Genomic DNA, 14,700 nt, shown 5'->3' with positions numbered 1-14,700 from the left:
TTTTTAGAGGAAACCGCAAAATTTTTCATGTAAAATAGAGGTAACGTCTGGAGGTGCCTCAATGAAAGAAGATCAGTATACTGCAAAGCTCGAAAATGAGATTGATCTGTATAAACAAATGCTCGATTTAATTGATGTCGGGGTTCATGCAATTGACGAGAATGGCAATACTGTTGTTTATAATAAAAAAATGATGGAGATTGAGTCTTTGAAACGCTCTGATGTTCTCCATAAAAATGTATTAGACCTCTTCGTCTTCCAAGACGAAATGCACAGTACGCTTGTCCAAGCGCTGCGTACTGGGAAACAAACCGTTCATGCAAAGCAGACGTATCATAATTACAACGGAAAAGAAATCACAACAATTAATCATACATACCCGCTCGTTCGAGACGGTCTTATCCAAGGAGCGGTTGAAATTTCGAATGATGTGACCAAGCTGGAACGGCTGATTCACCACAATATGAAGAAAAAAGGAAGCACCCGCTTTACCTTTGATTCCATTATTGGACAGAGTCCTGCGTTTTTAGAGGTGATTGAGCATGCAAAACGAGCGACACGCACCTCTTCCTATGTGCTCATTGTTGGAGAAACAGGGACAGGAAAAGAACTATTTGCTCAAAGTATTCATAACGGCAGCAGCCGGTCATCTGGACCATTTATTACCCAAAATTGCGCGGCACTGCCAGATAACCTCATTGAAAGTCTGCTCTTTGGTACGCAAAAAGGAGCTTTTACCGGCGCAACTGATCAGCCCGGCTTATTTGAACAGGCGCAGGGAGGTACACTGCTTCTAGATGAGATCAACTCATTAAATCCTGGCCTTCAAGCAAAACTACTGCGCGTATTACAAGAGAAGCGTGTGAGAAGGTTGGGCAGCACAAAAGAAATCGCTGTTGATGTAAGAGTCATTGCCAATATGAATGAGGACCCTGTAGATGCAATCGCAGGCGGACGCATGCGCAAGGATTTATTTTATCGGCTCGGTATTGTCACCTTATTTATTCCGCCGCTTTCGGAGCGAAAAGAAGATATCCCTACGTTTGTCAGTCACTTTATTCAAAAATATAATGAGCTGTTTCAAATGAAGGTGAAGACGGCTGATGAAGAAGTACTAGCCCTTTTTCAAGCGTATGATTGGCCGGGTAATGTACGAGAGCTGGAGCATGTGATTGAAGCGGGGATGAATATGATGATGGATGAGGATTCCTTAAGCATGCATCATCTTCCATATCATTTTAGATTTAAACATAGGGAAGGCCGTCCTACTGCGCAATTACAGACGAATCCTTTGCAGCATACCTCAGCAGCTGACACGTTTATTTATACAAGCCCAGAACATACGACTGATTTTCAAACCCAAATGGAAAGATTCGAAAAACAATACATCGTCCATTACTTAGAAAAAATGGACGATAATATTTCACAGACTGCAAAGATATTGGGCATGAGCAGGCAAAGTCTGCAATATCGCATGAAAAAGCTGCATATTTCTCGTTAATAATAGAGCTGTGCCCTCATTCGGCACAGCTTACTGTGGTTCTGACTGTCCTGCCGGTTCTTGACTCACATCACTCAGCAGTTTTTCTACATTTTTTAAATGCGTGAGCATCGCTCTTTCTGCTTCTTCTGGCTGTCTTGCCATGACGGCTTTGTAAATGTGTTCATGTTCTTTGTAAAGCTGCCGAATGGAGGCTTTTCTTGAAAACAAGACGACGTTTCTCGTCTCCCGCATTGTTTCTACCAGCAAGGTGGAGACCTGATTCATTAACGCTTTTAATAAATCATTCTTTGAGGCTTTGGCTAAGGCGAGATGGAATGCGAGGTCTGCCTCTTCACCAGTTTCTTTATGTGCTTCTGCGCGTTTCATTTGTTCGAGTGCCTCACGCAGCTGATGAAGGTCATCGTCCGTTCGCATGAGCGCTGCCTTTTTAACAGCACCCGTCTCAATAATGGTTCTTAATTCAAGGAGCTGTGTGACATCATGCTGCTTCATCAAAAATGCAGGAGACAGACTAAATGTGAGCTGCTCAGGATCAAACTGCTTCACATACGTGCCTTCCCCTTGCTTCATCTCTATTAATCCGATCGCTTTGAGAGCAGACAGTGCCTCTCTTACAGCGGAACGGCTGACTTGAAAGCTTTCTGAAAGCGCTTGAACCGAATCTAATTTTTCCCCCGGAAGAAGCTCACCTGTACGAATGGATTCAATTAATGCATCCGCAATTTCTTCATATATTTTTTTCGTTTTGATTTGTTTATATTTCAATTGGTCTCACCTCATCACTGTTGTCTATCCCTATCGGCTCATGCCCTAACTTATACTTTACCCCAAAATTTCCGATCACACGTCTCCACTCTTTAATTTTCAAAAAATCTTCGGGCCGCCTCGCTTTCAACAAAAAAAGAAGCACGTGCCATGTTCTGGCAAGTACTTCTTTTTAATCGTATCGCTTCCGCAGCGTAGAGGACGGAAGATTCATTTGTTCGCGATATTTTGCAATGGTTCTGCGCGACGCGCGGATACCAAAGGTTTGCTGAAGCAGCGTCATGATTTGCTGATCTGAATACGGTTTTTTCTTATTTTCCGTTTGGATGAGCTCTGCAATGTGCGTTTTGACTGTGTAGCTGGACGCCTCTTCTAGCGAATGCCCTTCTAATTTTGCTTGGAAAAATTGTTTCATTTCCATGAGACCATAAGGGGTTTGCACCATTTTCCCTTTTACAGTCCGGCTGACTGTTGATTCATGCACTTGCAGTATATCTGCGATCCGCTTCATCGTAAGCGGTTTCATTTTATGTTTCCCTGTAAGGAAAAAATCGGTCTGATGTGAGATAATCTCACGAACGACATGAGTCATCGTTTTCTTTCTTTGCTTCAGCGCTTGGACAAGCCAATTGTACTGCTGCTCTTTTTCCTTTAAATACGTGTATGCTTCATGCCGCTTTTGGTCTTGAATCATAGCGAAGTAGCCTTCATTCATTTCAACGTCTGGAAAAGCGCGCTGATTCAGCTCAAATGTGATGTGATCCTGCACCACAGTAATTGTCACATCAGGCTCTATATACACATGCTCTTCATCATATGCGAAATGAAGGCCTGGTCTTGGTTCAAGCTGAGACACTACATCTTGTACCGCTTGGAGCGTTTTCATTGAAACTCCTGTTTTCGACGCAATTTCCTTCCAAGCCTTTCTGGCAAAAAGAAAGAAATGCTCTTCGATGATCAGCTCGGCTTCATACCAGCGTTCCTTTTTCCTTCTCAGTTGAAGGAGGATGCATTCCTGCAATGATCTTGCGCCAATACCGGCAGGCTCTAGCGATTGCAGCTGATGAAGGACGGCTTCTACTTCTTCAGCTGGCACCTCTAAGACAGCTGCCATTGCGTCAATCGGTTCATTTAGATAGCCATTGGAATCAATGGACTCAATCATAAAATGAAAGATCCTTTGATTTTTTTCACTTAAATTCAAATCAATCGCCTGTCTCTTTAAAAACATTTGCAGGCTTTCTTTTTGATGCGTTCGATACGGCTCTGTCATTCGATCTTGTGATTTTTTATGATAAACTGGTTGATAGCTGTCCGTGTCTTTCCGCTCAATCAGAGGGTTCTCAAGCGCTAACTGGTCAAGATACTCGCCGAGCTCTGCGCAATTCAGCTGCAGCAGCGTAATGGCCTGCCTGAGTTCTTGTGTGAGCACCTGCTTTAATACCTGTTCTTGTTGCAGTTTAAGGCTCATTGTCTCCCCTCCCTCTCATCATTTTACATGAAGATTGACGGACCGTATATACGAAATAGGAGTGATTTCTATGTCTGAACTTTTTTCCGTTCCATACTTTGTCGACAACTTGAAACAGCACATCGCCATGAACCAAAATGAAGACAAGGTCCATGCCATGAATGCCTATTACCGCTCAGTGGTGTCAACACTTGTTCAAGACCAATTGACTAAAAATGCGGTTGTATTGAAGCGCATTCAGCATCTTGATGAAGCCTATCAAAAGGTGAAAAAAGAAAGCGAATGAACGAAAAAGAACACCCTTTGTCAAGATGGCAAAGGGTGTTTATCATATGCGAAAAGTTTCTGATCCAGCCTCGATTTATACATCATCAAAAAGCCAGACCGCCCTACAGTATAGATGATAAAAGCAAACCATAGACCATGATTGTGCCAAATGGGCGTGACCGCGGTTTGAACTGCGATAAACAAAATCATCGCAAACAGCATCGAATTTCTGACAGAGGCAATTTCTGTCGCACCTGTGAATACGCCGTAAATGACCAAACCGAAACAAGCTGCAAACGGATAAAGAACGAGCCAGTCTGCATAGCGTAATGTCACATCAAGCAGCTGTGGGAGATTTGTAAACAAGCTCAATATCGGCTCTTTTAATAGAAAATAAACCGCAGCAATGACACATGCCATGATAAGTGCCCACTGCCTCGAAAGGGTTAAGGTTCTTTCATAGAGGGTGCGGTCATTTGCACCAACTGATCGGCCAACAAGGATGCTGGACGCATTGGCAAAACCATCAAACAAATAAGCCATGATGTAGTGAATTTGAAATAAGATGGCGTTCGCTGCCAGCAGCTCTGTACCAAAAGAAGCGCCTTTTGCGGTAAACATGTTGATCACCACTAGCAGACAGATCGTGCGAATAAACAAATCTTTATTCACATGAAACATTTTCTTCACTGCCTGAGTATCCATGATTTTCTTAATAGAAGGCATCTGTAATCCGCTTGACGAATGTTTCATGATGATCCATGCCCCTAACACAAAAGCGGTTAGTTCAGATATCAATGTCGCCGCCGCTACCCCTTTGACTGCAAACGAAAACACATGAGCAAGCAGAAATGCGAGGGCCATATTCATGACATTGATCAAGATTTGTAATGAAAGAGCTTCTTTCATTTTTGCCATCCCCATCAGCCAGCCCAATATGACATAATTCATTAAGGTAAATGGCGCTCCCCAAATGCGAATATGAAAATAGTCTGCGGCAAATTGACAGACATCAGCATCAGGAGAGATCACTAGAAAAGCAGATTGAATAATCGGCCATTGCAGGGCAATAAAACAAAGTCCGACGATGATGGCGACGAAAAAAGGTCTTAGAAAAGCAAGAACACCCTGCTCCTCATTCTGCGCTCCGTTTGCCTGAGCGGCAAAAGCAGATGTACTTACCCGCAAAAAACCAAACAGCCAATATAATGTACTGAAAATGAGACTGCCAACCGCAACGCCTCCAATATAAGCGGGATTTGCGAGCTGACCGACAACCGCTGTATCAACAGCTCCAAGTAATGGAGTGGTCATCGTTGAAATCGTTAAAGGAATGGCCAAAGCTAAATACGCCCGATGGTTCACGATGCCACCTGCCTTTCATGAAAAATAGCCTCTTTCCTAAAAGAGGCGCAGATTACCTGCAAAGGGCTAAACTGTTCTTTATTTTCGCCCTTTGCTTTTTACCGAATGCGAGGCTTTGGCTGCACGCTGAGGCATTGATAAAATGAAGATTTACTGAACCGGTCTGCCAATCGTTCGTGACAAAGGATGGACTGCGAGCATTGCATCTCTCATTTTCCGCACCGCTTCCTCTTCTGATGAAAAGAATTCATCCTTTGATTGAAATTGGGCAGCAAGCTCTCCTTGATCAAGAATCGCCAATTGATCACTTAAGTGATAGGCTGCTGTCATATCATGTGTAATAAATAAGTAAGCCACACCCAGCTCCTTCTTTAATTCTACTAATAAATCTAAAATAACAGCTTGTGTGACCATGTCTAAGCTGCTGACAGATTCATCAAGTACAATGAGCTTTGGCTGGAGCAATAAGGCTCTAGCAATGTTGATCCTTTGCAGCTGGCCACCGCTGAATTGGTGTGGATATTTAGACAAATCCTTTTCACCGAGCCCGACTCTTTCCAGCCAGTGAATCAGTACATTTTTTCGTTCTTTTCGGCTCATGGTTTCATAGTTTTCAAGCGGTTCAGATAAAATTTGTTCAACTGTCCATCTTGGATTTACCGCGGAATAGGAATCCTGAAACACTGCTTGCACATGCCGGCGAAAATGCTTGCGTGTTTGTTGATCTGCACGATAGACATCCTGACCTTCAAAAAGAACCTGTCCAGCCCTTGGCTTCTCTAAACCAAGTATGATGCGGCCAAGTGTACTTTTCCCTGCGCCGCTTTGTCCCAGCAGCCCAAGGCAGGTGCCTTCTTCAATAGTCAAATCGACGCTTTTCAGGACAGGGGCTGCGCCTTTTTTTCTCATTAGAAACGACCGGTTCGTGTATGCATGACTGACTGCTTTCACTTCTAATAAATGCAAGGGCCTTCTCACCTCAAATCGGGCAAACAGCTGGAGTCGATGGACGAGCTGCTAATAGTTTTTTTGTATAATCATGTTTTGGTTGTTCAAAAAGCTCAAGAACTCCTGCCTTTTCAACAATTTCTCCTTGTTTCATGACGACAACTTGATCTGCCATTTCAGCAATGACACCAAGATCGTGGGTAATGAGTAAAATGGCCGTTCCATAGTCGTGACGAATTTGGTTCAGATGCTGAAGCACCCGTTTCTGATTGTGTACATCTAAAGCAGTTGTCGGCTCATCTGCAATGATGAGGGGCGGGTGCATACAGGCAGCCATGGCGATCATGACACGCTGCAGCATCCCTCCGCTTAATTCAAAGGGATACTTGTTGAACAGCTGGTCTGGCTGCGGCAGGTTCATTTGCGCTAACGCATCCATTGCCTGTGCTCGTGCCTGCCTTTTACTGACAGCGGTATGCCGGCGGATCGTTTCAACCAGCTGATGGCCGATTGTCCATACTGGCGTAAAGCTGTTCATTGGATTTTGCATAATATACGAGATGTCTTTGCCCCGAATGGATCGCATATCCTTTTCACTTATACCGATCAATTCTCGTCCCTGTAATGTGATACTGCCAGTGACTTCAGTTGTTTTCCGATCAAGCATATGTAAGATCGACATGCTTGTCACTGTTTTCCCGCAGCCGCTCTCACCAATTAATCCAAGGATTTGACCGCGTCCTACTTCAAACGAGACTTCTTGAATAAGAGGGGTTTTCCCTTGAGGTGTTTTCGTATGTACATGCAGGTTCTCTACTTGTAAAATGGACTCTTGCACATTGATCATTCCTTTACACACGGCGTTTAATGCCATATTTCTCTGAAAGGGCTTCTCCTAGTAAATTAAACAGAACCACCACAGCCATGATCACAAGACCTGGGTACAGCATTAACTGAGGATTCGTTTGAATGTACGACTTTCCTTCATGAATCATCGCTCCCCATTCAGGCATAGGAGGCTGAACCCCTAATCCGAGGAAAGACATCGCAGAAATGTCCATAATCGCCCAGCCCATTTCAAGTGTTCCAATGACTGCTAATGGCGGCAGAACATTTGGAATCATATGCTTTCTCATAATGTTCCAGTGCGAGGTCCCACTGATCTTCGCAGCTGCAATAAAGTTCTGTTCTTTTAAACTGAGCACCATTCCTCGGAAGACGCGCGCATAATACACCCATTGCACAAGCATCAAAGCAAGTACGACTTGAGAAAGTCCCGGACCGAAGATGCCGACTAATCCAAGGATGAGCACTAAGTTTGGAAATGCCATGACACCGTCACAGATTCTCATCAATACTTGATCGATCCAGCCGCCTTTGTATCCTGAAAACAGGCCGACAATTAAACCAATGAATAACGAAGAAAGAAAGATTAATAACGCACAGCCGAGCGAAACACGCGCACCATATAAAATACGAGATAAATTGCATCGCCCTAATTGATCTGTTCCAAGAGGATACTCCCACGAAGACCCCTTTAGCTTCATCGCTAGATTGACAGCTGACGGATCGTGTGGAGCGATCCATGGTGCACATATTGTCACAACCAGCAGGAGACCGAGCAGCAGGGCGCAGATCGAGATCATCTTTTGATGAGCGAAGAGATATTTTACTTTTGTCATCATTGCTGGCGGCCTTCCTTTCTAGATATACGAGGGTCAATGATTAGCTGAACCAAATCAACGATCAAGCTGCTCACGATAAAAATACAGGCTGACATGAGGACATAAAATTGAATGACAGGCAGATCCCGGTTAAAGATCGCTTCAATAAAAAATCGGCCAAACCCTGGCCATGAGAAAACAGCCTCTACAATAATGGTTCCGGTCAAGAGCTTGCCAAGGTTCACCCCAAGTCCGGTCAGCATCGGCGATATCGCAATTCTGAACACATGCTTGAACATGATCGATTGTTCCTTCAATCCCCTGATTCTCGCATATTGAACGAAAGGCTCTTGAAGCGCCTCACTCACACTTGACCGTAACAGCCTTGTATACGTAGCAATTAAAGGGACTGCCAGTGTGATCGACGGCAGAATGAGATGCTCCCATGTTCCGATTCCTTCAACTGGTAAAAGGTCGAGCTTCACTGAAAAAAAGAAGATGAGCAAATACCCCAAGACAAACGTCGGGATAGATGCTCCTAAGAAAGAAATGAGCCGGCTCACATGATCAACGGCACCATTTTTCCTCATGCCGCTGAAAAACCCGAGCGGAATGCTGACACAAATAGCGATCAGCAGACTGGTAAGCGCCAATTGAATCGTCGCCGGTATTCGATAAATCACCTCATCAACGACAGGCTGATTGGACATATACGACCGGCCAAAATCAAGATGAATGACTTTTTCAATGGTATGAAGATACTGCATATAAAATGGTTCATCTAAGCCGAATTCACTTCGTTTTTGCGCTAATATTTCATCCGTAGGCTGGATATGAGCCGCTGTTAAATATGCCTCAGCCGGGTCAACTGGCGAGAGGTGAATCATGCCAGTTGTGAGCAGTGTGGCTAATAAAAATACAGGAATAATTGATAGCACTCGTTTGACGATATAGCGGCCCATTTCCTTACCTTCCTTCTGTTACTTCAGCTTAATGCCTGTGAAAGGATGTTCATCACGATTTGCAGGGAATTCAAAGTCCTTCACAGCTTTTTGATAAACGGCTGTCTTTTTAAAATAAGAGATTGGCACAATTGCCCCTTGATCCTGTAAAGAGGATAAGACAGACGAATACAGTGCTTTACGTTTCTTTTCATTTGTTGTGGATGGAATTTCCGTCATTTCTTTGATCAGCTTTTCCTTATTTGGATAGGCTGAAATGGCTTCTTTGAATCCAAAACCATCTGAAGAGAGAACGTTCATAAATGTATGCGGATCATACGGCGCTCCGTAGTTGCTAAAGAAGTTCATATCAAACTTATTGGCTTTAAAGCGTTGAACCTGTGTGGCCAAATCCACACCCTCAAGCTTGACGCCGACACCAACAGCTGCCCATTCTGCTTGCAGCGTTTCCGCCATCGCTTTTTGAATCGATTCCGCTGAGTCATACATCATACTAAACTCAAGCTTTTTCCCATCTTTTTCACGAACGGATTTTCCTTTTGGAAGTGTCCAGCCCGCTTCATCTAGCAATGCTTTGGCTTTGTCCACATCATATTTGAAAGACTTCACTTGAATGTGTGACGTATACGGCATGTTAGTCGGCAGGATGTGATCTGCTTCATCCTCTAAACCTGAGGTGACCCCTTCTACCATTGATTTTTTATTGAAGGCATATTGAAGGGCAAGACGCACTTTCTCATCTGACAGCTGATCTACTTTTGTGTTCATGACAAGCTGTCTTGTAGCAATAGGCTCTGACATTTTCGTTTCATACTTGCCGCTTGCCTCTAGCTGTTTGTAGGAATCAAGGCTAATGGTTCCTTCTCCGTAAAGTAAATCCACATCTCCTTTTTCAAATGCCATGACTCTCGTTTCCGCATCTGGGATAACCTTTACCTTGATTTCTTTTACCTTTGGTTTTTCTCCCCAATAATGATCGTTTCGTTCGAAAATGGCATAATCATCTTTCTTATATGTTTTTAAAACCCAAGGGCCTGTCCCCACTGGTTTTTCAATTCCTTTTGACGTATCTCCGTTTTTAGGGAAACCTGCTTCACCTAAGAAACGAACTGGACGAACAACGGCTAATTCTTGCACAGTTGGATAATATGGTTCTGTTAATGTGAGTTTAAATGTCTTTTTATCAACAGCTTCTGTCTTTTTGATTTTCTTAATGACACCTAACCAGCTATGTAAATCTTTATTTTTTAAAATCGTATCGAAGTTCTTTTTGACAATATCCGCATTAAATTCAGAGCCGTCTGAGAATGTCACTCCGTCTCTTAAATGGAACGTATACACCTTGCCATCCTTTGAAACATCCCATGATTTCGCTAATTCCGGTTTCAGCTTACCATTCTTTTGATAGCTGACCAATGGCTCATAAATCATTGATTGCGCAAACAATTGTGATGGATTGTATAAGTGCGGGTTCATTTCACCGATATCTCTTGGCCATGCCATTGTGATCATATCAGGATGATCCTTATTGCCTTCTGCTCCATTGTTTGTTTGAGAGCATCCTACTAATAAAAAGAGAATAAGCAGGAAGGGTAACACAGTATTTATTTTAATTTTCGGAAAATTATTCCAAATAGTCATAAGTTGTTCCTCCTAATTGATGCTGATAATCATTTTCATTTTAAGGAGGAAGGCAACTATTGTCAATATCATATTTTAAACGAAATGACAATACTTATCCCAATTTATTCTATAAATTGATGAATTTGATAGAAAGAGAGGCAGGCTGCTTAAGAATGAGCAGCCTGTGAAGAGGTAAATGTTTTTTCTCGCAGTACGTCGTGGAGTATATGGATGATACGCTCCTGATCTGCATCTGTCATGCTCGTTCCAGACGGAAGACAAAGCCCCCTCTCAAATAACAGCTCAGATACAGGAGTCCCTTTTTCCGCAGTATAAAAAGAGCAATGACGAAAGAGCGGCTGCTGGTGCAGCGGCTTCCATACATGCCTTGCTTCGATTTGTTCTTTTTCTAAAGCACCAATGATATCTGCAGGAGACAATTGTTTCTCATGATCAATGGTCAATGCCGTCAGCCAGCGGTTGGATTTCGTTTCTTGATATTCTGGCATCAAATGAAGACCCTCTGCTTCTGATAAAGCATCCTGATAACGCTGAAAAATGCGGCGCTTTTGTTCAACACGCTCGTCCAGCACTTCCATTTGAGCAATCCCGACACCTGCTAAGAGGTTGCTCATGCGATAGTTGTATCCCATCTCTTGATGCTCATAGTGCATGGCTTGTTCTCTGGCCTGTGAAGCAAGAAAACGGCATCGTTCAATCGCAGCTTCATCATCACTCACAAGCATTCCGCCCCCTGATGTAGTAATGATTTTATTTCCATTAAAAGAATAGATACCGAACCTGCCCATTGAACCGCTTTTTCTTCCTTTATACAGCGAACCTAACGATTCAGCTGCATCCTCAATGACTGGTACATCATATGCTTCACACAAAGCCATGATCTCGTCCATTTTTGCGCTTTGCCCATATAAATGGACAACGATGACCGCGCGTGGTTTTTTCCCAAGACGCTTTGATTCAACAAAGGCTTTCTCTAAAGCGAGCGGGCACATATTCCATGTGTCCCTTTCAGAATCAATAAAAACGGGCTCCGCTTGTTCATATAAAATCGGATTTGCCGTTGCAACAAACGTGAGGGTGGAACAAAAGACAATGTCTCCTTTTTGAACACCTATCAGCTTTAAAGCAAGGTGAATCGCTGCTGTTCCTGAGGATAAAGCAGCTCCTGTCCTCACTCCTGCATAGTCCGCCACTGCCTGTTCAAATTCATTCACAAGCGGTCCAAGCGGCGCAATCCAGTTGCTCTTGAAAGCTTCCTCTATTTTTAAATACTCTTTTCCGCTCATATGCGGAGGAGATAAGTAAATTCGCTTCTTTTCTTTCATCACTTCCCACCTTCTCTCCGATCTTTGATTTCTATTGCAGGAATTCCTACAGCGACCTTCTGATCATGTATATCTCTTGTCACTGCCGCTCCAGCGCCAATGACCGTCCAGCTTCCGATTGTTGTACCCTGTATCACCACGGCACCAGCCCCAATATGGGCACCCTCCCGTACGGATACACCGCCAGTCAGAACTGCGCCTGGTGACAGGTGCACAAACGATTCGAGTATGCAGTCATGTTCTACGATAGATCCTGTATTGATAATCGTATGCTCACCGATGGCTGCATCTGCTTGAACCACTGCCATTGCCATCACGACAGTCCCCCTTCCAATGACCGCTGACGGACTCATGACCGCCTCTGGATGAATGAGTGTGGCATATGCTGTGTCTTCAAATGAGAGGCGTTCCTTGATGAGTTGTCTGATTTCATTTTGTCCGATTGCAATCAGCCATTTCATATGTGGCATGGTCTTTCTCAGCTGCTCACTCATGGAGATCGGTCCATACAAAATCCCACTTTGAGTGACCGTCTCTTCAAATTGATCATCTAACACCGCACATAATGAGTAATCAGAATGTGCAAAAATGACATCCTGGATGACTTTACTATGTCCGCCGGCCCCAATTAAACCAATGGTTTGCTTCTTACATATCGGTTCCTTTAAATTTTTCAGCTGTGGCATGATCCGGCTGCTGCACCCCCTCTGTTTTCATGACTTTCAGCAAAGTCATCCATAAAATTTTCATATCGAGCCAAAACGATTGATGCTCGACATACCAAAGGTCATAGGTGAATTTCTCCTCCCAGGAAAGCGTGTTCCGGCCGTTCACCTGTGCCCATCCTGTTATGCCGGGCTTCACAAGATGGCGCCTTGCTTGTTCTTTTGTATACATAGGCAAATACTCCATCAAAAGCGGTCTTGGCCCGACGAGACTGAGCTCTCCTTTGAGTACATTGACTAGCTGCGGCAATTCATCAAGACTAAGCTTTCGAATCAAGGCGCCGGTTTTTGTTAATCGCAGATGATCTGGCAGCAGCACCCCATGTTCGTCGCGTTCATCGGTCATCGTCCGAAATTTATATAGCATAAAAGGCCGGCCATACAGACCAGGCCGCTTCTGCCGAAACACCACAGGCGTTCCAATTTTCCATCTAATCAGTCCATAGATGAGAAGAAAAAGAAGACTGCCTGCGATGAGCAGCGTCAATGCCACTGTCACATCTATCATTCTTTTCATCATTGCATCTCCTTTTCATATTAGCGAGAGACCGCATGTTTTACCTTACGCATCAGCTGCATCCGCTCTCGTTTCGTTCCTGCAAACAGATACAAGTAACCCATATAGAGAATGAAACAAAGCCCGCCAATACAAAACAGCTCCCACCATGAAGTCACGTTATATACCGCCTGAATCCCTACGCAGATGCCCCAAATGAATAGCGCTCCTGCAAATGGAACCAGTGTATGTTTATAAAAGATAGTGCGTTTCTGATTCGTGATGCTGGCCGTATAAAAAGGCAGAAACACGATATTTTTGATCAATAAAACCATTGCCCCTGCTGATGCAATGCCATATAAACCTAACTGCAGCATATGAGTCAATCCATAGGCAAAAAGCACATTAGAGACACCTAATATAAGTGTGACAACCGCAGGAATTTTAAATCGATTAAACACGGTCGGCACATATGTGAGCGGTAAAAACATCAAGGTCAAACATAAATAAGCCGCATGAATCATGAGAAGCCATTTCAGCTCTTCAAAGGCAGGCCCAAGCCATAAAAGCATGAGCGGACCAGCGAGACCTCCTAGAAGTGCGGCTGGGAACGCCACAAATAAGCCGCTCCACTTAATGGCGTTTGCAGCATATTGAATGAGTCCCTCTTTGTCCTGATTCGAATAAAATTTCGTGATCGTTGGTGCAAACACAACGGCCAGTGTCCCTGCCAGTGTGCGTAATAATAATGGAAACTGTAAAATTGCCGCATACTGGCCCGTCGCTTCCGCTCCAATGAGCAAGTTGGTCATCAATAAATCAATTTGTAAAAACAACAAAATCCCCATTTGCTCAAATGAATGCCAGACCCCTGATCGAACAAGAGTGAGACTAGACGATAATGAGACGTGCCGCCACTTAAACGAAAACCAAGGGATGAGTTTCTTAAAATAATAGATACCGATTCCCATAGCCGCTAAACTTCCAATGACAGCCGCAAGTGGAATATGCCAAATGGCTGGTGTCGTCCATGTAAACAGGATGACAATCATCAGTGCCCTCAAAAACATTTGAACCGCCTGTCCAACACTTGATACATAGAGCTTATTCGCATAAAACGGTGCAGCCCCAATGCCAGACATGACGAAATTGAGCATAAATAAAAGACCCCCTAAAATAAAGGCGGTCTGTGTGTCTTTTGCGAGATGTTCAGGCACATGAAGCCATTCAACAAGCTGAGAAGACATGAAAAGACAAAGCAAAAAGAGACTGATAGATAGTAAAAACGAACTGACGAAATAGGAAGCGAGATAACGCTGCGCCTTCTCCATCTCTCCTTTATGAGCCGCCACAGAAAAAAATCGCACAACAACCGCACTTAACGAAGCCGTAATGACTGATAAATAGTTGATCATATTTTGCGTCAGATGGATTAAGCCGAATGCTTCCACTCCAAGCGTATGAACAATATAAGGTGTTAAACAAACAGACATAAGCATCATTAGGACAAACGTGATTAAGTTCGCACTGACATTGTAAAGAAACGCTCGATTCATTGTGCTTT

General features: G+C 43.7%; 14 protein-coding genes. 2 read left to right on the top strand and 12 right to left on the bottom strand.

Annotated features, from left to right (window positions below):
• The first annotated feature begins 61 nt into the window (after positions 1-61).
• The gene (locus tag MHI60_RS10685) at positions 62-1,501 is read left to right on the top strand and encodes a sigma 54-interacting transcriptional regulator (RefSeq protein WP_144483551.1); all 1,440 of its coding nucleotides are present in this window, start codon (positions 62-64) and stop codon (positions 1,499-1,501) included.
• A gap of 30 nt (positions 1,502-1,531) precedes the next feature.
• Here MHI60_RS10685 and MHI60_RS10680 read toward each other — a convergent pair whose 3' ends face one another.
• Together MHI60_RS10680 and rpoN are read right to left on the bottom strand one after the other, a co-directional pair.
• Complete coding sequence (locus MHI60_RS10680; protein WP_095409595.1) at positions 1,532-2,269, bottom strand: FadR/GntR family transcriptional regulator; 738 nt, start codon at positions 2,267-2,269, stop codon at positions 1,532-1,534.
• Between the two features lie 172 nt (positions 2,270-2,441).
• Positions 2,442-3,740 carry an RNA polymerase factor sigma-54 gene (rpoN, locus tag MHI60_RS10675; protein WP_144472093.1) on the bottom strand — a complete coding sequence of 433 codons (1,299 nt, stop codon included), beginning with the start codon at positions 3,738-3,740 and terminating at the stop codon, positions 2,442-2,444.
• Positions 3,741-3,810: 70 nt separating this feature from the next.
• Between rpoN and yvfG the strand changes: the two genes are divergently transcribed.
• Positions 3,811-4,026, top strand: coding sequence for a protein YvfG (yvfG, locus tag MHI60_RS10670; RefSeq protein WP_024423509.1), 216 nt, complete (start codon positions 3,811-3,813; stop codon positions 4,024-4,026).
• A 20-nt stretch (positions 4,027-4,046) separates the two neighbouring features.
• Here yvfG and MHI60_RS10665 read toward each other — a convergent pair whose 3' ends face one another.
• From MHI60_RS10665 to MHI60_RS10620, 10 genes are all read right to left on the bottom strand, one after another.
• Positions 4,047-5,372 carry an MATE family efflux transporter gene (locus MHI60_RS10665; RefSeq protein WP_144483554.1) on the bottom strand — a complete coding sequence of 442 codons (1,326 nt, stop codon included), beginning with the start codon at positions 5,370-5,372 and terminating at the stop codon, positions 4,047-4,049.
• Positions 5,373-5,522: 150 nt separating this feature from the next.
• On the bottom strand, positions 5,523-6,338 hold the full coding sequence (nikE, locus tag MHI60_RS10660) for a nickel import ATP-binding protein NikE (RefSeq protein WP_095409598.1): 816 nt from the start codon (positions 6,336-6,338) through the stop codon (positions 5,523-5,525).
• A 13-nt stretch (positions 6,339-6,351) separates the two neighbouring features.
• On the bottom strand, positions 6,352-7,167 hold the full coding sequence (gene nikD / locus MHI60_RS10655) for a nickel import ATP-binding protein NikD (RefSeq protein WP_186318683.1): 816 nt from the start codon (positions 7,165-7,167) through the stop codon (positions 6,352-6,354).
• A gap of 4 nt (positions 7,168-7,171) precedes the next feature.
• A complete protein-coding gene (gene nikC / locus MHI60_RS10650) occupies positions 7,172-8,005 on the bottom strand; it encodes a nickel ABC transporter permease subunit NikC (protein ID WP_144472089.1) in 834 nt (277 codons plus the stop codon).
• Positions 8,002-8,946, bottom strand: coding sequence for a nickel ABC transporter permease subunit NikB (nikB, locus tag MHI60_RS10645; protein ID WP_144483557.1), 945 nt, complete (start codon positions 8,944-8,946; stop codon positions 8,002-8,004). Before nikB ends, nikC begins: the two co-directional genes overlap by 4 nt.
• Before the next feature lie 18 nt (positions 8,947-8,964).
• The gene (gene nikA, locus MHI60_RS10640) at positions 8,965-10,587 is read right to left on the bottom strand and encodes a nickel ABC transporter substrate-binding protein (protein WP_144472087.1); all 1,623 of its coding nucleotides are present in this window, start codon (positions 10,585-10,587) and stop codon (positions 8,965-8,967) included.
• A gap of 149 nt (positions 10,588-10,736) precedes the next feature.
• Entirely contained in the window at positions 10,737-11,915 is a 1,179-nt protein-coding gene (locus MHI60_RS10635) for an aminotransferase class I/II-fold pyridoxal phosphate-dependent enzyme (protein ID WP_111291394.1), read from the bottom strand.
• Positions 11,915-12,601, bottom strand: coding sequence for an acetyltransferase (locus MHI60_RS10630; protein ID WP_144483560.1), 687 nt, complete (start codon positions 12,599-12,601; stop codon positions 11,915-11,917). The genes MHI60_RS10635 and MHI60_RS10630 overlap by 1 nt, the downstream gene beginning before the upstream one ends.
• Complete coding sequence (locus MHI60_RS10625; protein WP_095409604.1) at positions 12,564-13,157, bottom strand: sugar transferase; 594 nt, start codon at positions 13,155-13,157, stop codon at positions 12,564-12,566. Before MHI60_RS10625 ends, MHI60_RS10630 begins: the two co-directional genes overlap by 38 nt.
• 20 nt (positions 13,158-13,177) lie before the next feature.
• Positions 13,178-14,692 (bottom strand): MATE family efflux transporter, encoded by a 1,515-nt coding sequence (locus MHI60_RS10620; RefSeq protein ID WP_144483563.1) that lies wholly within the window; start codon positions 14,690-14,692, stop codon positions 13,178-13,180.
• Positions 14,693-14,700 lie beyond the last annotated feature (8 nt).

Source organism: Bacillus sp. FSL K6-3200 (assembly GCF_038630485.1).
In the GTDB taxonomy this organism is placed as follows: Bacteria; Bacillota; Bacilli; order Bacillales; family Bacillaceae; genus Bacillus; species Bacillus safensis.
This window is presented reverse-complemented; position numbering and strand designations above follow the sequence as displayed.